Source organism: Sphingorhabdus contaminans (assembly GCF_007280415.1).
GTDB classification, from domain to species: Bacteria; Pseudomonadota; Alphaproteobacteria; order Sphingomonadales; family Sphingomonadaceae; genus Sphingorhabdus_B; species Sphingorhabdus_B contaminans.
This window is the reverse complement of the sequence record NZ_VKKU01000001.1, coordinates 635161-660199: the sequence shown is the minus strand read 5'-3', so window position 1 is coordinate 660199 and position 25039 is coordinate 635161. Positions and strand designations below refer to the sequence as shown.

Genomic DNA, 25039 nt, shown 5'->3' with positions numbered 1-25039 from the left:
GCGCCCGATGGACGCCGACCCCTATCTTCGCAAATTGCACTTTCGCGCGCACCACCGTGGCACGCGGGAAGCGGATGCCATGGTCGGCGGCTTTTTTGACCGCTACCACAAGCAGTGGAACGAAGCGGATTTCGCCTGGTTCGAAAGGCTGTTGGAAGAACAGGATGTCGATATCATGGCCTGGGCAATGCAAACCGCGGCACCCGACCCGGGTTTTGCAGGGCCGATGATGGACCTGCTGCAACGGCTAGATTTCATTTCCTTGCCGGAAGGGCTGAACACGGCGGACAAATGACCGACCTGCAGCGCATCATTCACAGCCCGGCCGGGCTGACCCTGTCGTCGGTGCCTTCTGGTTTCGCGCCGCTCCTGCTTGCCGATCTGACACGCGCGGCGAAGACGCGCACATTGTTCATCGCGCCCGACGATAGCGCCATGCGCGCCATCGCCGATGCGGTGCCATTCTTTGCGCCCGAGCTGGAAATATTGTTGCTGCCCGCATGGGATTGCCTGCCCTATGACCGCGCATCGCCTTCGGTCGCGGTAACGTCGCAGCGTATGTCGACCCTGCAGGCTTTGCAGCAACCTACATCCAAAAAGCAGTTGGTGCTGACCACCATCGGTGCCGTCATCCAGAAATATGTGACACCCTTCCGCATCCGGCAGACCGGTGAACGGCTGACGGCCGGGCGGGAGATTACACGCGAACGGCTGGCTTCGCTGCTGCAATCCAATGGCTATTTCCGTGTAGATACGGTGGCCGAAGCGGGCGAATTTGCCATTCGCGGCAGCATTGTCGATCTGTTTCCTGCGGGCAGCGAATTTGGCCTTCGCCTCGATTTTTTCGGGGATGAAATCGAAAGCATCCGCCGTTTCAACCCGTCGGACCAACGCAGCATCGACCGTGTCGACCATTTCGACATCCTGCCGGCTGTCGAGGCTTTGATGGATGAAGAGGCGATCAAGCGGTTCCGCGTGGGGTATCGCGAACGCTTCGGCGTCACCGCAACCGGCGATCCGCTCTATCAGGCCGTGTCCGAAGGCCGCCGCCTGTCCGGGATGGATCATTGGTTGCCGCTGTTCGAAGAACGCATGGCGACGATCTTCGACCATGTCGGTGCCGATGCGCTGGTCATCCGCGATTCAGGGGCAATCGCGGCCGGACAATCCCGGCTGGATGCCATCGCCGATTATTACGACAACCGCGTCAAGGCGCAGGTGGCCGAACCCGGAAGTTACCGTCCTCTGCTCCCGGAAATGCTCTATCTTTCGGGCGACGATGTTGAAAAAGTTCTGGCGGACAATGCTGCGCATCTTCTGACGCCTTTTGCCCAACCGGATTCAGACCGGACGATCGATTTCGCCGTCGCCGCCGCACGCGATTTCGCACCCGAACGCACGCAGAAAATCAACGTGTATGAGGCAGTCGCCGACCATCTGAAATCGTTACTGAAGTCGGGCAACCGGCCGATCATCGCCAGCTACTCCAACGGCGCACGCGAACGGCTGAAGGGATTGCTCAACGATCATGGCGCTCCGCCCCTTGCCGACGCCGATGGCTGGCAGGCTGCACTGGGGCTTGCGGCGCCCGTAAGCGGACGGGGCACCGTTGCGATGGTTGTGCTGCCCATCGACCATGGTTTTACGTCGTCCGATATCGCGCTGATCAGCGAACAGGACATGCTCGGCGACCGGCTAGTCCGACGGCAAAAGAAGCGCAAATCGGCAGATGCCTTCCTGGCCGAACTTGCCGCGCTAACCCCCGGTGATCTGGTCGTGCATCAGGATCATGGCATTGGCCGCTACGAAGGGCTGATCTCCATTCCGGTCGGGAACAGCCCGCATGACTGCGTGGCACTGAGCTATTCCGGCGGGGATAAGCTTTACGTCCCGGTTGAAAATATCGACGTTCTGTCGCGCTACGGTTCGGACAGTGAAAATGTTGCGCTCGACAAACTGGGTGGCGAGGCATGGCAACGCCGTAAATCGAAACTGAAAGAGCGTATTCGTGCCATCGCGCACGAACTGCTGAAGACCGCCGCCGAACGCGCCCTGCGCCCCGGCGCGGTTATCGAGGTCGATGATCAGGCCTATGCCAGCTTTGTCGACCGTTTCCCTTATGAGGAAACCGAAGACCAGTTGCGCGTGATTGACGAAGTGTTGGAAGACCTGTCGGCGGGTAAGCCCATGGACCGCCTCGTCTGCGGCGATGTCGGTTTCGGCAAGACAGAGGTTGCGATGCGCGCCGCCTTTGCCGCTGCAATGGCAGGGCATCAGGTGGCCGTCATTGCACCGACAACCCTGCTCGCGCGGCAGCATTATACGAATTTTGCCGAACGGTTCCGGGACCTGCCGTTAAAGCTCGGCCGCCTTTCCCGTCTTGTCCCGTCCGCAGAAGCAACAGCGACACGCGATGGGCTAGCCGATGGTACAGTCGATATCGTGATTGGCACCCATGCGGTTCTGGCGAAATCGCTAAAATTCAAACGGCTCGGTCTGGTCATTGTGGATGAGGAACAGCGTTTCGGCGTCAACCACAAGGAACAGTTGAAGGCGCTTAAAACTGACGTCCATATGCTGACCCTGACGGCGACACCCATCCCACGCACTTTGCAGATGGCCATGTCCGGCTTACGCGAATTGTCGGTTATCCAGACTCCGCCGGTCGACCGTCTTGCGGTGCGCACCTATGTCATGCCCTGGGATCCGGTGGTGCTGCGCGAGGCTTTGCTGCGCGAACATTATCGCGGCGGCCAAAGCTTTTTCGTGGTCCCGCGCATCGCCGATCTTACCGAGATCGAGGAATTCCTGCGTACCGAAGTTCCCGAAATCAAATATGTGACCGCGCATGGACAAATGTCCGCCGCACAAGTTGAAGAGCGTATGAGCGCCTTTTACGAAAAACGCTATGACGTTCTGCTGTCGACCACCATTGTCGAAAGCGGCCTCGATATTCCGAGCGCCAATACTCTCGTCATCCATCGCGCCGACCGGTTCGGCCTTGCCCAGCTTTACCAGTTGCGCGGGCGTGTCGGCCGGTCAAAGACCCGCGCCTATGCCTATATGACGCACGAGGCAAACCGCGTGCTGACCGAAACCGCGGAAAAACGGCTCAAAGTGCTCGGCGATCTCGACAGTCTTGGTGCGGGCTTCCAGCTTGCCAGCCATGACCTTGATATTCGCGGCGCGGGCAATCTGGTGGGCGATGAACAGTCCGGCCATATCAAGGAAGTCGGATTTGAACTCTACCAGTCGATGCTGGAGGATGCGATTCTGGAAGCACGGGCGGATTCACAAGGTCTCGCCAAACCACGTGGCAGCTTCTCGCCGCAGATTACCATTGATGCACCAATCCTGATCCCCGACGATTATGTACCCGACCTTTCCGTTCGCATGGCGCTGTACCGCCGTCTCAACGAACTGGAAGAAGGACAGGATGTCGAAGGTTTTGCAGCCGAAATCACCGACCGTTTCGGTCCCATACCCGAGCCGACCCAAAATCTGCTCAAGCTTATCCAGATCAAGCAAAATGCACTGGTCGCCCAGGTTGCCAAGATCGAGGTCGGCGCGCGCGGAACGCTGGTCAGCTTCCACGAAGACAGGCCGCCCAATGTGCCCGGATTGCTCGCCTATGTTGCCAAACTCGGCGAAACCGCAAAGCTGCGTCCCGACAGCAAACTGGTCATCAATCGCGTCTGGCACGATCCGGCATCGCGTTTGAACGGATGTCTGCAACTGTCCAAGGGTCTGGCCAATCTGGCGCGGAAGGCGGGGTAGCCGGACGTCTGGGGAAATCCCAGATAACATTCCCTCTCTCCTTTAGGGGAGAGAAGCGAGACTTGGCGGCTTGCCGTCTAGTCGCAGCGGAGAGGGGCTGGACGGTTAGGTTTGTGCGCAAACTCCCCCTCTCCACTCCGTCTAATGGCTAAAGCCATAAGACTGCGTACCTCTCCCCTGAAGGGGAGAGGGTAGACGCTCGAAACCTTCCACTAAACCTCAATTCGCCCTTAACGCAAATCGCTCAAACTCGGCGGGCGCCAGTGGTGGCGAGCGTAGGAATCCCTGGAAATAGTCGCACCCTTCGGCCTGCAGCATCTCCAGTTCTTCGGCCTTTTCCACACCTTCTGCGATAATCGCCATTCCAAGCGCTTTGGCCATCGCAATGATGGCGCGCATGATGATGCGGTCTTTGCCGGTACCGACAATATCGGGCGTCATGCCTTTATCGATTTTGAGATAATCGAGCGGCAGGGATTTGAGATAAGCGAGACTGGAATAGCCGGTTCCAAAATCGTCGACAGCAATCCGCATGCCCTTCGCGCGCAGCAGTTCAAGCTGCTCCGCCGTCCGGTCGAGATCGCGGATCAGGCTTTCTTCCGTCAGTTCCAGCGTCAGGCGTTCGGGCGCGAAACCGGCCAGCGCCAAAAGTTCCAGCAAATGTGTGCCGTAGGTTTCGGTCAACTCTTCCGCACCCAGATTGACGGCAAGCCGCAGATCGCTCAGCGCAGCAGGCCAGGCCGCGGCGATGTTGATCGCCTTTTCCTGGATCAGGTGCGACAATTCCTCGCGCAGGTCACACCGGTCGGCGGATGCAAACAAATCGCCTGCACTGATTTCACCCAGTTGTGGATGGTTCAGCCGGGCCAATGCCTCGGCACCGACCAGCCGTCCGGACAGGACCTCAAACTGGGGTTGCAGCACGATGACAATTTCGCGCGCAGCCAATGCGGATCGAAGGGCAATGTCGACCTGCTCCATCGCCGGGTTGAACGGGGTTTGCGCTTCGGCCACAACATAGCGCTTTCCCTTGCGGCCATAGGCCTTGGCCAGCGCATCGGCGGCCCGAGCGGCCAGATTCGGACGGCTTTCATTCGGGCGCGACAGGGCAATACCGAGACGTGCGTTAATGTGCAGCGGGGCATCACCCTCGCCCAAATCAACCGAAACCATTTCCAGCAATTTTTGCGCAGCAAGTTCAAGCTGCTTTCCGCCCGCATTGCCATCTACGACCAGCATGAATTCGCGCCCCGGCATTTTCGCCATCAACCGGATCGGCGATAATTGCTGCTCGGCAAAGGCACGGATTTGCTGGCCTACACGGCGGATGGCCGCATCGCCCACGGCGCGGCCCAAACGGTCGTTGATCTGCTTTAAATCCTTGATACCGAGCAGCAGCAGGGTCACCGGTTCCTGCGACGCTTCGGCCAGCCATTCGCGCACATGGCGGGCCCGGCGCAGGGTCAGTGCGCCATACGGCCGTATCTTTGTCTGTGTATCGCGCAATGAGTGCATCCTGCGAGTTTAACGCGAATATCTTTAGCAACTATTGCGATTTTCGCATTTCGGCTTTGTCAGCCTTTAAATTTCCGCTTACATGACCGGCATGATTGACGGTCAAGGGCGGCAAATCGACTATCTCCGTATCTCGGTGACCGACCGGTGCAATTTCCGGTGCCATTATTGCATGCCGGAAAAACAGACCTTCCTGCCGCATAATGATCTTCTGGATTATAGCGAAATCGCGCTTTTGGCGAACCGCTTTATCGCCCACGGCATCCGCAAAATCCGCCTGACAGGCGGCGAACCGCTCGTCCGGCGGGATATTGAAGTGCTGTTGAAAGAGCTTGGCGGCCATGTCGCGGCGGGCCGCCTCGACGAATTGACGCTGACCACAAATGGCAGCCGGCTTGCCCAATTCGCACCCATATTGGCCGCAGCGCATTTCCGCCGGATCAATGTCAGTCTCGACAGCCTTGATCCCGAAACATTCCGCACCATCACCCGTGGCGGCGATCTCGCGCAGGTTCTGGCGGGAATCGAGGCGGCGGTGGCGCACGGGATACGCATCAAAATCAATATGGTGGCGTTAAGGCAAGAAAACGAAGCCGAGCTGCTCCGCATGGCCGAATTCTGCGCCGCGAAGGGCTATGACCTGTCGCTCATTGAAACCATGCCGTTGGGCGAAGGTGTTGCAGACCGGCAGGATCGCTATATCGCCATGGACGATTTCATCGCGCCCTTGCGTGAACGCTATACGTTGTCGCCGCTTGCGCACCGCAGTTCCGGCCCCGCGCGCTACTGGAATGTTGCGCCCTTGGGCCTGCGGCTGGGGTTGATTACGCCGCTCAGCCACAATTTCTGTGACGATTGCAACCGCCTGCGGCTGACCACCGATGGTAAGATTTATATGTGCTTGGGCTCGTCCATGCACGTCGATTTCCGCAAGGCAATCCGGGAGGATGGCATGGCCGCGGTCGATACATTGCTGCAAAAGGCGCTGCGTCTGAAACCGGCACGGCATGATTTCGAACGGCAACTGGCCGAACCCGATCTGCGTCTGGCCCGCCATATGAATGCGACCGGCGGATGACGGAATATACGCGCCTCGCCGTGCTCGCATCCGCCACACCCACCGCGCGGGAGGCGGAGGCCATTTTGCGCGAGCAGATCGACTTTGTACCGCTCGACGATGCCGAGGCGGTGATCGTGCTGGGCGGCGATGGCCATATGCTGCAGGTTCTGCACCGGCTGCACGAGGATCGCCGCGATATTCCGGCCTATGGCATGAACCGCGGGACCATCGGATTTCTGATGAACGGATGGCAGCCCGGCGAATTGTTGAGCCGGCTGGCCCGGGCAAAGGCGTTTCAGGTCCGGCCGCTGGTCGCGACCATCACGACGGTGGGCGGCCAAAGCTTTACCCTGCCCGCCATCAACGAGGTGTCCCTGCTGCGTGAAACACGGCAGGCGGCGAAGCTGGAGATTTCGGTGAACGGCCGGGCCGTGATTCCCGAGCTGATTTGCGACGGGATATTGGTGTCCACACCCGCCGGATCAACGGCCTACAACCTGTCGGCCAATGGCCCCATCCTGCCCCTTGATTCGTCGCTGCTCGCGCTCACGCCCATCAGCCCGTTCCGTCCCCGCCGGTGGAAAGGGGCGATCCTGCCGGACCGTTATGTGATCAAGCTGAAGATATTGGAAGCGGGCAAGCGCCCCGTCAGCGCCGTCGCGGACCAGCGGGAAATCCGCGACATTTCGCATGTCGAGGTAGCCCTCGACCGCAACCGCGCACTAACGCTTTTGTTCGATCCGGAGCATGCCCTGGACGACCGGATTGCGATGGAACAATTTATTGTCTGAATTGGCAAAGGGTGCTTGCCAAAGTTTAAAAAGCGCTGCTATAGGCGCGCCTCTGCCCGAGCAATCGGGCTGCTCCCTGGTAGCTCAGTGGTAGAGCAGTTGACTGTTAATCAATTGGTCGGGGGTTCGAATCCCTCCCGGGGAGCCATTTTCACCTACATCAGGCTCCAGCCCTGCCACAGCAGGCGCAGCGCGGCATAGCCCACCAGAAGCGCGGTCAATGTCTTGAGCAGACGCGGTGTGAGTATCTTCATCCCCAGCATGCTGCCAATCTGGCCACCCACAAAAACAGCGATCAGCAACGGCCAATAATGGCCCGCCGGTTCCGCCAGCGATTGCGGCCCCGCCTTGATCAACTGCCCGGCGAGGCCGGTGACCGAGTTGATTAGAATGTATAGAGAGGCAAAAGCAGCAATCCGCCGCGCATTGGACCAACGGATCAGATGCAGCACGGGCGCCATGAAGATCCCCCCGCCAATTCCCGACAGCCCGGCCAGCAATCCCACGCCGCCGGCCAGCACCAGCAGCATCCGCTTGGAAATTCGCCGCGGTGCCATCTTTTCGGGCTGCACCAGCAGCGCCAGCGCCGACACGAGTAACGCGCCGCCCAAGATCAACAGGAACAACCACTGCTTCAGCGGCACGAGACCGCCGATAAAAGCCAAGGGCGCCGAAACCAGCAACAAGGGCATCACCTGCGGCCATTTCACCAGCCCCGCCCGCACAAAGCGCGCGCTGCCCCCTGTGACCACGATGATATTGCACAGCAAGGCGATGATAGGAATCAGGGAATATTCAACGCCCCAAAGGCCAAGCAGAGCCGTGTAGGTCGAACCGCCACCAAAACCCACCGATGCGTAAACCAGCGCAACGATGGCGAATAATCCGGTTAGCCAAAACATCCCTGCCCTCCCCCAAATCGGCAAGGACATCCTGAACCATTTTCAGGATGTCCTGCAACAATGCTTTTTCATTCCGGCCTGCCGGAATGCGGGATGATCAGGCGGAATGCCCCATCATGCCTCAATAGGCGCCATGGCAATGCTTGTATTTTTCCCCGGAACCACAGGGGCATGGGTCATTGCGGCGGATATTGGGATTGCCCGCGAAAGGATTTTCGCCTTGCGGTGCCGGTGTCTGGCGGACGGCGCGTGTGGTTACCAGACCCAGCGAACCGCCATCAACATCATCGCTGTCGTCATCACCGGTAAAGGGATCGATATGCGTCGTCAGAAAGTCCGGAAGTTCCGGCAATTCGGGCGGCGTCATCTCCTGTTCGGCACGGAATTCATTGGTGGCGATGGTCTTGGTCACCCCTTCACGAATGGCGGCCAGCATGCGTTCGAAAAGACCGAATGCCTCCTGCTTATATTCGTTGATCGGGTTCTTCTGCGCATAGGCACGCAGATAGATAACCTGGCGCAATGCATCGAGCGTCGACAGATGCTCTTTCCAATGATGGTCGAGCGTTTGCAGCAAAATGCTCTTTTCGACCTGGCGCCAGACGGTTTCGTCCAGATCACTGCCCTTGGCGGCAAATTTCGCTGTCGCCATATCGGCCAGTCGCGATTCAATGATTTCAGGCTCGATTGCTTCTTCCTGCAACCAGCTGTCGATATCGGGGGCCAGCCCCAATACCTCGGCACATTTCTGTTTCAGGCCGTCAATGTCCCACTGCTCGGGATAGGTACCGACCGGGCAATGGTCGCCGACAAGCATGTTGACAGTATCGTTGCGCATATCCTCGATAATGTCGTCGACGGCCTCGGCATCCATGATGTCGCTGCGCTGGTCATAGATCACCTTGCGCTGGTCATTCATGACGTTGTCATATTCAACCAACTGTTTGCGGATATCATAGTTGCGCGCCTCGACCTTTTTCTGCGCGGTTTCGATCGCCTTTGACAGCCATTTGCCGCCAATGGCTTCGCCGTCTTCCAGACTGGAATTCATCATGCGCGAAAACAGTGTTTCCGATCCGAAAATGCGCAAAAGATCGTCGTCCAGCGACAGATAGAAACGCGACAGGCCAGGGTCACCCTGACGACCGGAACGGCCGCGCAACTGGTTATCGATCCGTCGGCTTTCATGACGTTCGGTTGCAAGAACAAACAAACCGCCGGCTTCAATTACTTTGGCCTTTTCGGCGGCAATTTCTTCCTTCAACGCGGCAATCGCGGCATCGCGTTCCGGCCCTTCGGGCATGTCGCCAATTTCATCTTCCAGACGGAATTCGAAATTGCCGCCCAGCTGGATGTCGGTACCGCGCCCGGCCATGTTTGTAGCAATAGTCACGCTGCCCAGACGCCCGGCCTGCGCCACGATATGCGCCTCGCTTTCGTGGAAACGGGCGTTCAGCACATTATGTTTGACGCCTTCCTTTTCGAGGAATTCGGAGAGCAATTCGGATTTTTCAATCGACACGGTACCGACCAGCACCGGCTGGCCACGGTCATTGGCTTCCTTGATGGTCTTGGCAATCGCCCCGAATTTGTCCTGCGTATTCTTGTAGAACTGGTCATCCTCATCAACGCGCTGCACCGGCAGGTTTGTGGGAATTTCCACGACGTTCAGCTTGTAAATCTCGAAAAACTCGCCCGCCTCGGTCGCGGCGGTTCCGGTCATGCCGGCCAGTTTCGGATACATGCGGAAATAATTCTGGAACGTAATCGTCGCCAGCGTCTGGTTTTCCGGCTCGATCTGCACGCCTTCCTTGGCTTCAACCGCCTGGTGCAGGCCATTTGACCAGCGACGACCATCCATCATACGGCCGGTAAATTCATCGATGATGATAACCTTGCCGTCCTTGACGATATAATCAATGTCACGCTTGAACATGACATTGGCTTTCAATGCCTGATCCAGATGATGGACAACCAGCGTGTTTTCATAATCATACAGGTTGGAACCTGTCAGCAGTCCGGCGGCCTCCAATAAACGTTCGGCCTTTTCCGTTCCGTCTTCCGTCAGTGTGACGTTGCGGCTTTTCTCGTCCTTTTCATAATCACCGTCGTCCAGTTGCAGCACCACCGAATGGACCTGCATATAAAGTTCGGATTTGTCGTCGGTCGGACCGGAAATGATCAGCGGTGTCCGTGCCTCGTCCACCAGAATGGAGTCGACTTCATCGACGATGGCGAAATTGAAGGGGCGCTGCACCATCTGCGACCGTTCATATTTCATGTTATCGCGCAGATAATCGAAACCGAGTTCGTTGTTCGTCGCATAGGTAATGTCGCAATTATAGGCGGCGCGCCGCTCATGCTCGGACACATTGGGAACCACGACGCCGGTCGTCAGACCCAGAAAACCGTATATCCGGCCCATCCATTCGGCATCGCGGCGGGCCAGATAGTCGTTGACGGTCACAACATGCACGCCCTTGCCTTCCAGGGCGTTCAGATAACAGGCCAGCGTTTCGGTCAGGGTTTTACCTTCACCTGTACGCATTTCGGCAATTTCACCGCGGTGGAGAACGATGCCGCCGACCATCTGGACGTCAAAATGCCGCATCCCCATAACGCGCTTGGATGCTTCGCGAACCGTTGCAAATGCTTCGGGCAGGATATCGTCCAGCGTTTCGCCCGCCGTCAGGCGGTCGCGGAACAACTGCGTTTGCTGCGCCAGACGCTCGTCCGTCATTGCCGAAATTTCCGGCTCCAACGCATTGATTTTTTGTACGATCTTCATGACCGATTTGACATAACGGTCGTTCGACGATCCGAATAAAGCCTTGGCTATTCCACCAAACATGGGTGTTTCCTTTTGATTTTTATGAGTGAAAGCGTCGCAGTCCCCTGCAACGATTAAATTGATCAGATCGGGCGCGATTAATTTCGCGCAGGCGGCAATCTATTGCCGAGAGACGTCGTGCGTCTGGACAGGTGTCGCAAAGGCAGAGATTTCGCGATCAAATGCCGGATAATTGATAGTCCGTTCACGCCGGGCACGGGTATCATAAGTTTGCAACGGCAAAATTGCTTCATGATGTTCCGAAAGCGAAACCGTGGCCGCGACAATCGCCGCCGAAGACACTGCGGAACCAAGCGTCGCAGGCGTAGCCGTCACCGGACGCGCAGCTTCCGCCGCGGAAAATCCGGTCAACATCGCCAAAAGATAAATCAGCAAACGCATGGTGGGCCCTGTTTCGTGCTCTGGCGCATATAGGGACGCCTCGCAACAAAGTCTATCCCGAAGGCGGAAATGCTATTTCGCCTTTGCAGGCAGTATGGCCTCGGAATGTTCTACGCCCATGCGGAAAATGACCCTTCGGGCTTCCGGTTTGCCTTCAGCATCGACGAAAGGTTTGATGGCGCGCGCGCTCTCTTCGTTGCACACATTCGCCATCAAATTCGGACCCATCGGCCCCATCGACATGAAATCGCCTGTTTTTTCAAACGCACAATTTGCCATTTTGCCTTGCGCATCAAAATCCATCGTCAGTGTAAAGCTGCCCGATTTTTCAAAGGGGTTATATGTTGGCCGGACTGGCCCCGCAGTGACGCGCGGTGTTCCTTTCGGCAGACGCCAGACAAGATTGTGTTTTGTCCGGCCATAGGTCGGCTTTCCATTGACGTCGCGCGCCGGTTGGAATTTCCATCGGGCAGAAACGACACAGGCCTGCTGGTCCAAAGCCAAAGAACCGCTCGACGTGGTGATGCTGCACCCCTGCACTTTTCCGGTGTCATCAACATCAAGGTTAAATATGCTCGTCCCTTCTTCCCCTGATGCCAAAGCAGAGGCGGGATAATCTTCCGTTGCAACTTGCATCTCTGCGCGGTTTGCCGGTTGCGGGGGATAAGGATAGCTTTCGGACCGCATTGGACCAGTCGCATAGCTTGTCACAACGGGTATCTGCCAGCGGATGCGGTTGGCGTAGGTACCGCTTGTTACCTTTCCCTTTTTATCCTGGGCCGGATAGAAGACCGCGCGCCGCGTTACATTTGCGCAGGTTGCTTCATCCAGATCGCGATGCCCGCTGGACCCGGTGATTTCACAAGCGGTAACGCGTCCGTCTACACCGACAGTTACGCGAAATGCGGATATCCCCTCACGCTCTTCTTTGAGGGCAAGCGTAGGATAGTCCCCGGTATTTGCCCAAAAGCCTGGACTGCCTTTAGGAATTGGCGGGCTTTCCACACCCTTTTTGGGTGGAGGAGCGAAAGGCGTTGGACCATCAACTGTCCGCACCGTGACCACAGGTGGCGGCGGAGCGGGTGGAGCCGTCGTTTCCACATTTGTTTCGATGGAAATTGCTGCTAGCGCCACAACAACGTAAATGGACATTCGATACTCCCTTTCGATGCCTGTTATTTAATGAAAGTTTCCGGAAGTGTTAGCAAAATCGCCCCTCGCCCTGCCCTTTCCCGCAATGCCATCGATTGCGGGGGCAACGCCGCGGATTGCGCGGGCGGGTTACAAGGATTGGGGGCGGTGCGATCTGACCTTTGTCGAACTGGATGAAGGGACAACGGTCGCAGGTGTCACAACGCAGAATATCTGCTGTTCATCCGAAGTCGAACTGTGCCGCCAGAATATCAAAGGCGGACAAGCGCGCGCGCTGATTGTCAATGCCGGTAACAGCAATGCCTTTACAGGACGGCGCGGGCTGGAGGCGGTGGAAGCCATTACGTCCAAGGTTGCGGCACATCTGGGATGCGCGAAAAGCGCGGTATTTGTGTCCTCCACCGGCGTCATTGGCGTGCCTTTGCCAAAAGTCAAGGCCGAAGCCGGTCTGGACGCCGTGTTCCAGGCCCCGCCCTGTTCGTGGGAAGATGCCACCAACACCATTGGAACAACAGATACGTTCGCCAAAGGCGCGGTCGCCAGCGCGATGGTCGACGGGGTTAAAGTAAATCTTGTCGGCATCATCAAAGGGTCGGGTATGATCGCACCCGATATGGCCACCATGCTCGGCTACATCTTCACCGATGCCGCGGTCGAAGCGCCATTCCTGCAGCAACTTCTGTCCGCCGCGAACAGCGACAGTTTTAGTTGCATCACCGTCGATAGCGATACATCGACCAGCGATACCGTACTCGCCTTTGCAACCGGCAAGGCCGGAAATGCGCCACTTGGTTCCTTCGCCGATGCAGGTGCCGATGCGTTCGCGGCCGCGCTGCGCGATGTGTGCCTGCAGCTTGCGCATCTGGTTGTCCGCGACGGTGAAGGCGCGCAGAAGTTCATCGCCATCCATGTGAGCGGAGCCACAAGTGACGAAAGCGCCCGGCGCGTGGGCCTTGCCATTGCCAATTCGCCACTCGTCAAAACAGCCATAGCAGGCGAGGACGCCAATTGGGGGCGTGTGGTGATGGCGGTGGGCAAAGCAGGTGAACCTGCGGACCGCGACCTGCTGTCGATCCGTTTTGGTTCAACCCAGGTTGCGCGCAACGGTTTGCCGGTGGATGGTTATGACGAGACCCCAGTGGCAGCGCATCTGAAGGGTCAGGAAATCGAAATCGGCGTTGATCTGGGGCTCGGCACTGGCAAAGCCAGTGTGTGGACGTGCGACCTCACCCACGGCTATATCAGCATCAACGCCGATTATCGAAGTTAGGGTCTAAACCCTATTTGACGGCATCGAAGGGATAGCCCCCGCGACGCCGCAAATTGCTTTAAAGTGCGGCTTCAAGCCAGCCTTTGATCTGCGCCTTGGGTGCCGCGCCAACTTTGGTGTCGGCAACTTCGCCGCCCTTGAACAGGATCATCGTCGGAATTCCGCGCACGCCATATTTGGCCGGGGTGTCGGGATGATCGTCGATGTTCAGCTTCACGATATCGACCTGTCCGTTCAGCTCTTCGCTGATTTCTTCGAGGCTGGGGCCGATCATTTTGCACGGGCCGCACCATTCTGCCCAGAAATCGACGAGAACGGGCCGTTCGGATTGCAGCACCTGCGCGCTAAAATCGCTGTCGCCTACGGATTTGGTAGCCATAATAATCTCCTTTGTTGACCTGCAATCTATGCGTTGCGGTGTAGGCTGACAAGGCGGCGGCGCGATAGAATTGCTTTTAAAGGGTAGAGGCTGGTTTGTGAGGCTGTAATATGCTGTCCGGCAAGCGGATCAGGCGCGGCCCATGGGTGAAAAGCAGTGATGCCTCCACTTCGCAATCCGGAAATATCGTCTCCAGCGCGGCGACATAATGTGCCATTTGCCGTAGATAAGGCGTGATGACGCCCTGCGCATCGTCGGGGACGGAGCGTCCGGTTTTGAAGTCGATGAACCGCACGCGCCCGGGCTCGACGATCATCCTGTCGATCCGTCCGGTGATGACCGTCTCGCCCACCAGCGCCGCCAGCGGCACCTCGGACCGGGCCCCGGCCTTGAAGAAATCCGACCAGTCCGGGTTGCGGACCACCGCCGTTACTGCGTCGAGGATCTGCCGCTTGTCGATGGCACTGTCGCGCACCGTGATATCCAGCCATTTGGCGGCAGCATCCAGGGATGCTTCGTCCGTGATCCGCTCGAACAGCGCGTGCAGCAATTTCCCGCGCGTGGCCGCCGCCTGCATCGCAAGGCTGGGCGGGGCGTCGCCATAGTCGTCATCTTCCAGCCGCGAAGGCACCAGAGGCCTTGGCGGGCGCTGCTCCTGCGGCGCGGGGGCAAAGAGCCATGGGGGTGGATCCAGCGGTGCGGGTTCGTCCTTGGCGCTTTGATCGCTGGTCGCGGGCGGCGCGGCCGCGATACCATCCTTGCCGACATGCCGCATGACCTGACCCCAGCGCGCGTCCTCTTCCCAGTCATGGCCGAGAGCGCGCATGGCGCCCTCCATCATCGCGAACCAGCTATCCGCCGGGGCGACGCCCTTATTCTGCGCGCTCAAGGCCCCGCCCATGATCAGCCGCTCCTCGGCCCGGGTGATGGCGACGTAGAGCAGGCGGCGATGCTCGCGCAATTCGCGGGTTTCCTGCAACTCGACAATCTCCTGCAGCCGCCCCGACTTTTCCGCACTGCGTATGGCGAGCAGCGGCACATTCTTGCCTTCATCCATCACCAGCGCCGCCGTCCGGTCGGGCTTCTTATGCGGATCGGAGGTGGCGTCGGCCAGGATGACGACCGGTGCCTGCAGCCCCTTGGAGCCGTGCACCGTCATCACCCGCACCTCGTTCGCACCCCCCTCGCCTTCGCGCTTGATGATATTTTCGCCCTTTTCGAACCAGTGCAGAAAGCTCTGCAGCCCGCCGCCCTGCTGTTGCTGGAACAGCAGGGCCATGTTCAGCATTTCCTCCATCGGCACCAGCGCCTCGGTCCCCAGCCGCGCCACGAATTTCCGCCGCGCACCGATGGGGCCGGACAGGATCTGCTCCAGAAAATCATAGACGGTCACAAAATCCGCCGCGTCCAGCATGGCACGCAGCGGTTCGAGTTCAGCCGCAATCGCGTCCTGCCCCCGCAGATGCTGCCACAAGCTGATCTTCCGGTCGCCCCGATAGCCATGTTCGAGCAGCTTTTCCTGCGTCCAGCCGATAATCGGCGACACCATGATGCAGGCAAGGCTGAGGTCGTCGCCCGGCTGCAGCACGAAGCGGATGACCGCGAGTAGATCTTGCACCACCAGAGGCTGTGCCAGCCGCAGGCGGTCGACACCGGCCACCGGAACCCCGCGCTCATGCAGTTGCGCCACGAGCAGCGAGGCAACATCGCCGCGGCTGCGCAGGAGGAACATGATATCCTTGGGCTCCAAAAACCGTTTCTGCGTCGCGAGCCACGGCCTTTGGTCGATCAGTTCCTTGGCATAATCGGCGAGGCGTTCGGCGAGTTCGCGCTTCTGGTTGGGGACCCAGCTTTCCTCGTCATCATCCCCCTCCTCGTCACCCGGCTTCGGCGATACAGGCGCCAGAAGTTCGACCATCCCGACTTCGGCCGGCATGCGGCTATAATGGTCGGGGACCGGGTCAGAGATGCCGAAATTATCATGGCCCACTTCCTTTATCAGCGCATTGACGAACTGCAGGACGGGAGTCGTTGACCGGAAACTTTGCGACAGGGTCAGGCGGGCAAGCTCGCCCCCTGCCCCTTCGATATCCTTGCCGAATTTCAGCCCTGCCTCTTCGTAGCGTTCGGGCGCCGTGCCTTGGAAACCGTAAATGGCCTGCTTGAAATCGCCGACCGAGAATATGGTCCGGATTGTATCGGCGTTTTGACCAAATCCGCTGAAATAATCGGACGCGAGCGCGGCCACAATATCCCATTGCGCCTTGTTCGTATCCTGCGCCTCGTCGACAAGGATATGATCGATTTGCTTGTCGAGCTTGAACCGCACCCATTGCGCCATCGCACCGCTGTTGAGGAGCGCGGCCGTACGCCGGATCATATCGTCAAAGTCGATAACGCCCCGCGCATGCTTGGCGTGCGCATAATATTGCGCCAGCCGCTTACCGACGAGCAACGCGCTGGCGAGCCGTTCGGCATAGTCGGCGCGGATCAGAGTCTCCAACAGAGGTTTGGTCCAGTTTGCGAGATCGAGCGCTAATTCAGGATATTCATCGACTTGAGGAACCTGACCTTTTGTCTGCGTCTGCGGTTCGTCCTTAGACTTGTTCCACCAGCAAAAATGCAGTTTTTCGAGGGTCGCCCCACGCTGCGTCACATCGGATTCCAGCCATTCCGCTATGGTAGCGGCACGTTTTAAACCGGTGGAGGTCCCCCAATTTTTGTTTAATGCGGCAACGGATTCCAGCGCAGTACGATCTATCGCGTCATCAGACAGCGCCGATGCGATCCACTGGTCTAACGGCTCATCAAATGTAACCCCCGCCACACGCCGTGCCCAGGTAATAGCCCCCGCCCCATCGGGAATACCCTCCATAACATCGGGAACCGCCGCGCATTTGGCGAGGAATTTCTCCGCCGCCTCTTCGCCCATGGCGAGGCTGAGTTGTTGCAGGCTGCGGATCAAGCCCTGATCATGCGTTTCTTCCGCCGCGATAACCATGCTGGCCAGCGCCTCACGCAATAAGGTCTGCTGCTCGGCACCTTCAATAGGCTTGAAACCCGGCACGAGCCCTGCCTCTTCGGGAAAGCTTCCCAAGAGCGATTGGCAAAAACTGTGGATGGTCACAATCTGCAATCCGCCACCCGGCGCGTCCAATACTTTGGCGAATAATTCGCTGGCGCGCTGGCGGTATTCCGGGCCCGATTTGGCCCCGATTGCCTCCATATCCCTGAACAGCGCGGTATCTTCCATTTGGACCCATGCGGCGAGCCGCTGGTTGATACGTTCGGCCATTTCCGCAGCACCCGCCTTGGTAAAGGTGATGCACAACAGATTTTCGGGCTCGACTTTCTCTTCCAGAAGCAGACGGATAACACGCGCGGTCAATACCTGCGTTTTGCCGGTGCCCGCCGATGCGCTGAGCCAGACATTCTCCTCCGGCTGCACCGCAGCACGTTGTGCGGGAATGAGCGGATAAAGCGGCTTGGGGTTCTTTTCTTCGCTCATGCGCCGTCCGCCTCGGCAATCGACTGGCGACCGTCCCATTCCTGAAGACGCATCAAATGATCATAGTCCGCATAGTTGGAATATTCAGGGTGCAGCTTTGCCGTGAAAGGTGCTTCGCCCAATATCCAGTCGTTCAATGCTTCTTCGGCTTGCCCCGCGATGAAGGCTACAAATTCATCGGCGGCTTTCTTTTTGTCGCTGGCCGTTGGAGCCGTGGCATGGGCGATATATCCGAAACCGCCGCGATTGCGATCCTTGCCTAAACTCCAATATTCAAATCCCCGCGCATCACCGCTTACGCCCTTGATAGCCCCGCGTTCGGCCATCAAACCGATCAACCCTAACTGCAGCGCGTAGCCTGCATAAATCTGTTTCGGCTTGGGCGATCCGCCGGTTTTATAGTCCATGATGATCAGGCTGCCATCGGCGGCGGCATCAATACGGTCGGCGCGTCCGGTAATGGTGATGCCACACAGTTCAAATTTGCCTTTTTCTTCCGCAACCAACAATTGCCGCCCGTCTTCGTCACGCAGCTTTTGTGTTTGCCCGGCAATCCAGCGCAGTCCGTCCGCAATACGGGGCTGCCACAATGTGCGCAAAATGGGATCAAGCGCGCCGTTGGTCAGCAAGGCCTCCGCCCGTGCAGTCAGCTTTTCGGGATCGCATTTGTCGTCCCGGAACCATTTTTCCAATATCTCGTGCACCAGGATGCCGCGCCACTTGTGGTCGGGTTCGGCATCAACCGGGTCCAACGGACGCAATCCCAAAACACGCTTGGCATAAAAGGAATAGGGGTCAGACTTGAGCTGGTCGAAATCGGTTACCGAAATGGCAACGCGCCGCTGCTCTGCCGTCGGCATGGGTTTGGGCCGCGTTGCGAATTGCAGCTTTTCCCGTACATCGTCCAATAGGGCGGCAAACTGCGGCGTTGTTTCATCCTTCTGCAACGCGTCGCCAAGATAGGCACGCATCCGCAACAAAAAGCGCGATGCAACCGTTGGTCCGCCACGATCCCGCCGCGCTCGTATAAGCACCACGTCCTTTGCGCCGAGCGCGGTCGCCAGATCATGCGCCGAAAGACCGACATTGCGGTCCAGCGTCGCCAGACCCAAATGACGACGTATCGCCGGGGCAAGCCAAGGGTCCGGCTGTGCAATTTGCGGCCAGACCGTTTCATTCAATCCTGCACAGATAACAAGATCTGCCTGTTGCAGGCGCGCCTCCAGCAAACCGTATATTGCGACGCGCGGATGGCCACCATAAGGCGGGCGCACAACAGCACCTGAAAGCAGTTCGCTGACAATGGCGGGCAACGCGCTGCTGTCTTCAAGCGGAATAGCGGACAGATTGCACTCGCCCAGTTCGGCCAAAACACGGGCAAGTTCCCGGCCAGCGGCACCTTTCCAGATCTGTCCGGCGGTTAATGTATCGGCCACCATCTTCATGGCATCAAGCGCGGCAACAAGGCCGCCTTTTGCCGCATCATCCAGCAACGCCAGTTGGGCGCTATATGTGCTCCACCACTGGTTGAGTGCGTCATCCGCGGCCTTTGCAATTTCATCGGCAAAGGCGAATATCCCCACACCCACATTTGGCCCGCGCATGCGCATATCGAGCGCGCGCGCCTGGTTGAGCCATTCCAGCCGGTCCATTTGCATCTGGACAAGCGGATGCTTCGCAATTTCCAATATGTCGGTTGCCGAAAAGCGCCGCGCTACAGCATTGGCCAGTCCCAGAAAAAGGGTGCCTTCCGGTGACTGCAGCAAAGGCTTACCGGCACTGTCATCCACGACAATGCCCCAGCGGCGCAACTGCGACGCTACCCGCGCCGCAATCTCGCGATCCGGGGTAATCAATGCGGTGCGTTGCCCCGCATGTTCAAGCCGTTGCCGAATATGGACAGCGATGATTTTCGCTTCCTGTGCGCTGTCATCCGCCTCGACCAGACGGACATGTTCCAGCTTTTTGCGGCGGGCCGGAAGCGCACGCCAATGGGTACTTCGTTCCGGCAGGCAGAATATGTCAGTGATACTGTCGGCCATGGCATGGGTTGCACCGGAGGACACCGCAACAACTTCATCCCGCGCAATCGCCATGCGATCGAGCAACAGCCGCAGATGGAATTGCGGATGGACCTCAACATTGCGAGGTGGCTTTGCGACCCCGTCGTCGCTTTTTGGTGGATGCAGGGCGTCCCAATCCGCCTCGGGCATATTCAGGTCCACGCCCGGCAAAATGACCGATCCGTTGGGCAGCCGTGCAATCCGGCGCAACAGGTTGGAAACGGCCTTTGCCGATGTGGTGATGCCTGCGGCGATCAATGGCGAAGACGGCGGATTTTCCCGCAAACGCCGCTCGAGCCGGCCCAGCAAAATATTGCGGCGTTCCGCAGGCCCCAGCAGCTTGCGGTTGGCAAGTTCGGTTCGATAGGCGGGTACAATGGCGGTGATCTGACCATAGGCACTCAGCCAGTGTTCCGGCAGTTCGGCCACCGCCTCAACCGATTTGAGCCGTTCAAAATCGACCTGTTCGATTTCCAGCTCGTCAATCATTTCGGCCAGTTTGCGCGCAAGGCGCAAGGATTCTGCCGCGGTGACGGACTGCCCCTCCGGCCGGTTTTTTACGACCAGATCGGCCAGCAAAAGGATGCGGCTTGTGGGGCTGATGACAGGCCACACCACATCATCGTCCGACAGCGGATCCAATATGGGTCCCAAAGCTTCGTCGAGCGCGAGGTCACCAATCGCCACCATTTTTGGCAGCAGCAATCCCGGCGATACGGTGCGCACAAACGCTTCGGTCATTGCCTTGATCGCGCGGTTGTTCGGCAGCAAAAGCGTAGTCTGTGTTAGGGCGAGCGGATCATCGCCGCAGTTCGCCAGAACAAATCCGACCGTCGCGTCGCAAAAATCCGAGCCGAGGGGAACCGTGAAGACGCGTGTCGCCCGATGTGCGGGTTCAGCGCTGGGCATGGCTCATCAATTTCGCCTCGGTTGCGGCAATTGCGTCAGGATATCCGACGTCGAACCAAAGGCCCTGATGCACCAACCCGAAACAACGGCCTCTGCCGATAGCGCGATCCCAGAAGATATTGGTGGAAAACACGTCCGATGGCGGATCAACGATCAGGCGCTTGGACAGCATCTGGATACCGGTCCACACATAGGCCGCCTGCTGGTCCGGTTTCCGGCGGGACAGACGGCCATCGGCATCAAGATCGAAATCACCCTGTCCTTGCGTATTATTCGCCTCGGCATAGGGGATCAGAAGCATGAGGACGTCCATTGCCTCGTCATCCCATGCCGACATCAGCCGGGTGAAGGCATTTACGCCATCGTCGGTCCACCAATTGTCCGCGTTGACGCAGATAAAGGGATCGTCGGAAATCAGCGGCAGGGCCCGAACCAGACCACCACCTGTATCCAGCAGCAAATCGCGCTCATCCGATATTGCGACCTGAAAATCGGCAGCATGGGCGGCCATATGCTCTTCGACCTGGGATGCGCGGTAATGGGCGTTGATGACAATCCGGCCAACACCTGCGGCCCGCAAATGGTCCAGTACATGGTCGAGCAAGGCAGTCCCTGCGACCTCGACAAGCGGTTTGGGCCGGTCTGCCGTCAACGGCATCATCCGGGTCCCCTTGCCTGCCGCCATGATCATGGCGGTGTTCACATGGTGGCTCATTCCGGCGCCAGCATATTGGGGGCGATCCGACGGACTTCGTGCGGAATAGTGGTGTCGAACCAGCTTTTCAGCGGGGCGAGCTGGGGATGATCCAGGTCGCGTTCCAGCAGGTTCCACATGCGCGGCAGAAAATCCAGATAACGTTGCTTGCCATCGCGCTTCCACAGCCGGGTGAAGATTCCGATGATCTTGGTATTCCTTTGCGCCCCGACCAGCGCATAATGATCGCGGAAATCGTCGCCCGGATTTGCCTGCTGGATATAATGATCGAGCATTTTCGCCTCGAGTTCCACGGACACGTCGCGGCGCGCGTCTTGCAACAGCGACACCAGATCATAGGCAGGATGCCCGATCAGCGCGTCCTGAAAATCGATCAGACCTTGATCCCCGTCATCCAGCAACATGACATTTTCCGCATGATAATCGCGCAAGACGGTGACCAAATGGGCATTGGCAATAGGCGCAAGCGCATCGCGCCAGATGCGGTCAAATTCGGCAGGATCAAAGTCGAGCCGCATCGCCGGCATATACCATTCGGTCAGCAGCCGCACCTCGCGCAGGTAAACGTCCTCATCATAGGGCGGCAGGTCGGCGCAACTGCTTTTGGAAAGGGCTATGATGGTGTCGATCGCCCTGCGGTAGATTTTCTCCTCGTCGGCAGGAAACGCATCCAGATGTTCCCGCATCCGCCGGTCGCCGAAATCTTCGATCAGGACCAGACCGCGTGTCAGGTCTTTTCCGTAAATGACGGGCGCACGAAATCCCTGCCCGATCAGATATTGGGCAACATCAATGAACGGCTTGGGGTCTTCATGCGGTGGCGGGGCGTCCATCAATATGGCGTTGCCTTTTTCGGCATGCGTCACCCGGAAATAGCGGCGGAACGAAGCATCGCCCGGCATGGGGTAGACACGCGCGGTGCTCCAGCCTGTCTGGTGCAGAAATTCGTCGAGCCCGGCGGGCATGACAGGGTCAATGGGTTGCGTCATTCTTTTCCGTTTTCATCTGTACAGCGCGGGAACCGTCCGGCTGAGGCTGTATTTCAATTGAGAGGGTTGGCACCGTATAGTCGGCGCCGGCCCGGCCTGCCCATTCCACCAATGTAATCCGGTCAGACCGTTCATCCGCGAGGCCGAGTTCCTCCAGATCGGCGACACCGTCCAAGCGATACAAATCTGCATGGGCGACGGCAATCGATACTTCGGGGGGATCATATTGATGCACGATGGCATAGGACGGGCTCGCGACTTCGCCATCGAAACCAAGCCCCTGCAAAATGCCGGCGCACAACACCGTTTTTCCCGCGCCCAAGGGGCCGTCGATCGATACCCAGTCGCCGGCGTGCAGCGTGCCCGCCAATTCGCGTCCAAAGGCGCGCATGTCTTCTTCGGTCTTCAGGATCATCGGCTCGGGATCGTCATGATGATGGTGGAGCCTTCGCCCGGCTTGGACTGGATTTGGAATGTGCCATGATGCGTTTCGATCAACTGCTTGGCGAGTGGCAGGCCGAGCCCTTGCAAAATGGGATCGTCGGAAAGCTGCAAGGCCTTCTTGCCATTGCCCTCGACGATTTTCTGGTTTTCCTCACTGATGCCGGGGCCATTGTCGGAGATGACGATCTCGAGCTGGTCCTTGCTGGTCCGCGCAAACAAAAGGACCTCGCCGCCCTCTTTATGATAACGAATTGCATTATCAAGAATTTGCCCGATGGCCTGCCCTATCCGCTTAGAATCCAAGGAAAACTGCCCTTTTGCCTCATCCAGCCGAAGGTGCAATTCAACACCCCGCTCCCTGGCAAAAGCCGCTTTAGCTTCAGCCGAGTTAACAAGCAGGGTCCGGACATCAACCTTCTCCCTGGCAATCGGCATCGCTCCGGCTTCACTCTGGCTGTAATCCAGCACCGTATTGATCTGCTCCGACAACCGTTCAGCAGAAGTCAGGATGGCATCGACATATTCCAGCGCCTGCCCATTCAACTCCCCGGCAACCCCCGCCTTCAACAAATCGGCAAAACCGCTGATCGAAGTCAGCGGCGTCCGGAATTCATAGCTCATATTGGCCAGAAACTTGGCCTTAATCCCGTCCGCTTCCTGCAGCGCCGCATTCCGATCCCGCAGAGCTTGCTCGATCTTCAGGCTGTCCGACATATCCAGCATCGTAAACAACGCATTGCCATCGGGAAGCGGTATGGTCGCAATCTGAAATATCCGCTCATCAGCAAACACCGCTTTGCTGCGACGTTGTTCCCGGTTTGCTGTCGTCATTCGCACCAACTCACCAATAATGGATATCTGCGACTGCTTTTTGAGGTGCTTCGACATCAGAGGCAAAATCTCGTCAAGCCGTGGATGTCGGATTAGAGTATCATCGGGCAATCCCCATGTTTCCGCAAACAGACGGTTCCAAATGCTCAATCGTCCGTCCGCTGCAAATACAGCAATCGCTTCAAAAAGATTGTCGAATGTCGCTGTCCTGACCCGCAGCAAAATATCCCGGGCACTTGCCAATTGCGCTTGTTCGGTTCGGTCTTCAAATATCAATAAAAGCCCGCCATCTGGAACTGGCTGGGCCAAGACACGCAGGTGCGTTCCGTCTGGCAACAGCCAGTTTTCCTCGCTTGGTTCGGGATTCCGGAACCAGTTTTCCCGTTCAGTTCGCCAAGCAGGGAAATCACGAACTTCGGGAAGCTTACCATTTTCCCGCATTCGATCGAGCACACGAGCAAATTCCGGCTTTTCGGTAAGCCATTGATCACGAAAAGCGAATAGTCTCTGAAAGGGCAGATTTGCAAAAATAAGAGAGTGGTCTGATCCAAATTGGACAACACCCGCCGACATCATATTCAATAAATGGCGTTGCGCATCGGACAATAAACGAAACTCGGTTCGGGCTGCGGTGAGGTCCTGAACGTCAATCGCCATGCCCGCAACGCCCAACGCACCGTCCGGTCCCAGAGGGATGTCAAAAACGCGCAGTTGTCGCCTCTCGGCGCCCAAGGTAGCAGAAACAACACGCTCCATTTTCTGGCCGTTCCGCATGGCATCGGCAGCAAAAGCCGCGGCATTTTTACCATTCTCCGGTTCCAGCAGTTCGATGCCGTCTTGCACTACTTGGAATCCGTCTGTGGCTCCGACAGCCTCAACATATGCTTGGTTTACAAAGTTAAGCGTAAGATCCGGACCCCGATGCCACATAGGCAAAGGTGCAGATTCTATAAGTCCGGCTAAAGCAGCAAAAGCAGCCTTGGCTTTTTCAGATTCTTGAGTTCGGGCCTCTAGCTCACGCAGGCTTTCTGTCGAATCGAAAAACCATAATAATGCCGCACCATTTGGATAGATGACGGTATCGGCAATCTCGCCCATAACTAGCAGGCGACGAGGTGAACCCATGATTGCCAAAGGCAATTCAAAATCTTTACCTGTCCTCTGCGTTTCTCGTACTTTTTCTTCGAGCATGAGAAGATCGTGGTTGCTCAATCCCCCCTCGCTACGACCACCCAGATCGGTTAGCGATACAGCTGGAGCTGGCAATCCCATCAATCGGGAAAAGCGGTCAGCGGCTTCAATTCGACCATCGCCTTTTACAAGCACCGGAAAGGCAGGTGCTGTTTCGAGTAGCCGCGCCAGACGGGATGTCTGCCTGAGTATTTTTTGCGAACGCCGCCGTAACGAAAAGCCCACCCAAATGGCTACTGTGGCTCCGACCAGCCAAAGCGCCATCAAAAAGCCTATCAATGCAATTGGCAGGCCTTCGCCCGTCATTGGTT

General features: G+C 57.9%; 17 protein-coding genes and 1 tRNA gene. 6 read left to right on the top strand and 12 right to left on the bottom strand.

All coding sequences use genetic code 11. The features are described from left to right. Positions 1-7 precede the first annotated feature (7 nt). Positions 8-295: an FAD assembly factor SdhE gene (locus FOM92_RS03320; RefSeq protein ID WP_143775355.1), complete on the top strand. Its 288-nt coding sequence runs from the start codon at positions 8-10 to the stop codon at positions 293-295. Next, positions 292-3777: a transcription-repair coupling factor gene (mfd, locus tag FOM92_RS03315; RefSeq protein WP_143775354.1), complete on the top strand. Its 3486-nt coding sequence runs from the start codon at positions 292-294 to the stop codon at positions 3775-3777. Before FOM92_RS03320 ends, mfd begins: the two co-directional genes overlap by 4 nt. Positions 3778-3996: 219 nt before the next feature. Here the strand turns inward: mfd and FOM92_RS03310 are convergent, their stop codons facing one another. Then, positions 3997-5283, bottom strand: a complete 1287-nt coding sequence (locus FOM92_RS03310; protein WP_170226776.1) for a GGDEF domain-containing phosphodiesterase — start codon at positions 5281-5283, stop codon at positions 3997-3999. 91 nt (positions 5284-5374) lie between these two features. On the opposite strand from FOM92_RS03310, the gene moaA reads away from it, so the two are divergent. The 3 genes from moaA to FOM92_RS03295 all read left to right on the top strand — a co-directional run bounded on the left by moaA (position 5375) and on the right by FOM92_RS03295 (position 7291). Further along, positions 5375-6370, top strand: a complete 996-nt coding sequence (gene moaA / locus FOM92_RS03305; RefSeq protein WP_143775352.1) for a GTP 3',8-cyclase MoaA — start codon at positions 5375-5377, stop codon at positions 6368-6370. Then, on the top strand, positions 6367-7143 hold the full coding sequence (locus FOM92_RS03300) for an NAD kinase (protein WP_143775351.1): 777 nt from the start codon (positions 6367-6369) through the stop codon (positions 7141-7143). Before moaA ends, FOM92_RS03300 begins: the two co-directional genes overlap by 4 nt. 73 nt (positions 7144-7216) lie before the next feature. Continuing rightward, positions 7217-7291 (top strand) — tRNA-Asn (locus FOM92_RS03295). A 7-nt stretch (positions 7292-7298) separates the two neighbouring features. On the opposite strand, the gene FOM92_RS03290 is transcribed toward FOM92_RS03295, so the two are convergent. From FOM92_RS03290 to FOM92_RS03275, 4 genes are all read right to left on the bottom strand, one after another. Next, on the bottom strand, positions 7299-8045 hold the full coding sequence (locus FOM92_RS03290) for a sulfite exporter TauE/SafE family protein (protein WP_143775350.1): 747 nt from the start codon (positions 8043-8045) through the stop codon (positions 7299-7301). A gap of 121 nt (positions 8046-8166) precedes the next feature. After that, complete coding sequence (gene secA, locus FOM92_RS03285; RefSeq protein WP_143775349.1) at positions 8167-10896, bottom strand: preprotein translocase subunit SecA; 2730 nt, start codon at positions 10894-10896, stop codon at positions 8167-8169. A 99-nt stretch (positions 10897-10995) separates the two neighbouring features. Then, positions 10996-11277, bottom strand: coding sequence for a hypothetical protein (locus FOM92_RS03280; protein ID WP_143775348.1), 282 nt, complete (start codon positions 11275-11277; stop codon positions 10996-10998). 72 nt (positions 11278-11349) lie between these two features. Further along, a complete protein-coding gene (locus FOM92_RS03275; RefSeq protein WP_143775347.1) occupies positions 11350-12429 on the bottom strand; it encodes an energy transducer TonB in 1080 nt (359 codons plus the stop codon). 46 nt (positions 12430-12475) lie between these two features. Between FOM92_RS03275 and argJ the strand changes: the two genes are divergently transcribed. After that, positions 12476-13699, top strand: a complete 1224-nt coding sequence (gene argJ, locus FOM92_RS03270) for a bifunctional glutamate N-acetyltransferase/amino-acid acetyltransferase ArgJ (RefSeq protein ID WP_246087134.1) — start codon at positions 12476-12478, stop codon at positions 13697-13699. 58 nt (positions 13700-13757) lie between these two features. On the opposite strand, the gene trxA is transcribed toward argJ, so the two are convergent. From trxA to FOM92_RS03235, 7 genes are all read right to left on the bottom strand, one after another. After that, positions 13758-14078 (bottom strand): thioredoxin, encoded by a 321-nt coding sequence (trxA, locus tag FOM92_RS03265; protein WP_143775346.1) that lies wholly within the window; start codon positions 14076-14078, stop codon positions 13758-13760. Positions 14079-14154: 76 nt separating this feature from the next. Further along, positions 14155-17586, bottom strand: a complete 3432-nt coding sequence (gene addA / locus FOM92_RS03260; protein WP_170226775.1) for a double-strand break repair helicase AddA — start codon at positions 17584-17586, stop codon at positions 14155-14157. Continuing rightward, positions 17583-20558 (bottom strand): double-strand break repair protein AddB, encoded by a 2976-nt coding sequence (gene addB / locus FOM92_RS03255; protein ID WP_143775344.1) that lies wholly within the window; start codon positions 20556-20558, stop codon positions 17583-17585. Before addB ends, addA begins: the two co-directional genes overlap by 4 nt. Then, entirely contained in the window at positions 20545-21273 is a 729-nt protein-coding gene (locus FOM92_RS03250) for a nucleotidyltransferase family protein (protein ID WP_143775343.1), read from the bottom strand. The genes addB and FOM92_RS03250 overlap by 14 nt, the downstream gene beginning before the upstream one ends. Continuing rightward, the gene (locus FOM92_RS03245; RefSeq protein ID WP_246087133.1) at positions 21270-22262 is read right to left on the bottom strand and encodes an aminoglycoside phosphotransferase family protein; all 993 of its coding nucleotides are present in this window, start codon (positions 22260-22262) and stop codon (positions 21270-21272) included. The genes FOM92_RS03250 and FOM92_RS03245 overlap by 4 nt, the downstream gene beginning before the upstream one ends. Next, positions 22246-22677: a tRNA (adenosine(37)-N6)-threonylcarbamoyltransferase complex ATPase subunit type 1 TsaE gene (tsaE, locus tag FOM92_RS03240; protein WP_143775342.1), complete on the bottom strand. Its 432-nt coding sequence runs from the start codon at positions 22675-22677 to the stop codon at positions 22246-22248. The genes FOM92_RS03245 and tsaE overlap by 17 nt, the downstream gene beginning before the upstream one ends. Next, positions 22674-25034, bottom strand: coding sequence for a PAS domain-containing sensor histidine kinase (locus FOM92_RS03235; protein ID WP_143775341.1), 2361 nt, complete (start codon positions 25032-25034; stop codon positions 22674-22676). Before FOM92_RS03235 ends, tsaE begins: the two co-directional genes overlap by 4 nt. Positions 25035-25039 lie beyond the last annotated feature (5 nt).

What these genes read in the sequence shown, in the direction of transcription:
- FOM92_RS03320 (WP_143775355.1), top strand. Translation starts at nt 8, where the DNA reads ATGGACGCCGACCCCTATCTTCGCAAATTGCACTTTCGCGCGCACCAC.
- mfd (WP_143775354.1), top strand. Translation starts at nt 292, where the DNA reads ATGACCGACCTGCAGCGCATCATTCACAGCCCGGCCGGGCTGACCCTG.
- moaA (WP_143775352.1), top strand. Translation starts at nt 5,375, where the DNA reads ATGACCGGCATGATTGACGGTCAAGGGCGGCAAATCGACTATCTCCGT.
- FOM92_RS03300 (WP_143775351.1), top strand. Translation starts at nt 6,367, where the DNA reads ATGACGGAATATACGCGCCTCGCCGTGCTCGCATCCGCCACACCCACC.
- FOM92_RS03290 (WP_143775350.1), bottom strand. Translation starts at nt 8,045, where the DNA reads ATGTTTTGGCTAACCGGATTATTCGCCATCGTTGCGCTGGTTTACGCA.
- secA (WP_143775349.1), bottom strand. Translation starts at nt 10,896, where the DNA reads ATGTTTGGTGGAATAGCCAAGGCTTTATTCGGATCGTCGAACGACCGT.
- FOM92_RS03280 (WP_143775348.1), bottom strand. Translation starts at nt 11,277, where the DNA reads ATGCGTTTGCTGATTTATCTTTTGGCGATGTTGACCGGATTTTCCGCG.
- FOM92_RS03275 (WP_143775347.1), bottom strand. Translation starts at nt 12,429, where the DNA reads ATGTCCATTTACGTTGTTGTGGCGCTAGCAGCAATTTCCATCGAAACA.
- trxA (WP_143775346.1), bottom strand. Translation starts at nt 14,078, where the DNA reads ATGGCTACCAAATCCGTAGGCGACAGCGATTTTAGCGCGCAGGTGCTG.
- addA (WP_170226775.1), bottom strand. Translation starts at nt 17,586, where the DNA reads ATGAGCGAAGAAAAGAACCCCAAGCCGCTTTATCCGCTCATTCCCGCA.
- addB (WP_143775344.1), bottom strand. Translation starts at nt 20,558, where the DNA reads ATGCCCAGCGCTGAACCCGCACATCGGGCGACACGCGTCTTCACGGTT.
- FOM92_RS03250 (WP_143775343.1), bottom strand. Translation starts at nt 21,273, where the DNA reads ATGAGCCACCATGTGAACACCGCCATGATCATGGCGGCAGGCAAGGGG.
- FOM92_RS03245 (WP_246087133.1), bottom strand. Translation starts at nt 22,262, where the DNA reads ATGACGCAACCCATTGACCCTGTCATGCCCGCCGGGCTCGACGAATTT.
- tsaE (WP_143775342.1), bottom strand. Translation starts at nt 22,677, where the DNA reads ATGATCCTGAAGACCGAAGAAGACATGCGCGCCTTTGGACGCGAATTG.
- FOM92_RS03235 (WP_143775341.1), bottom strand. Translation starts at nt 25,034, where the DNA reads ATGACGGGCGAAGGCCTGCCAATTGCATTGATAGGCTTTTTGATGGCG.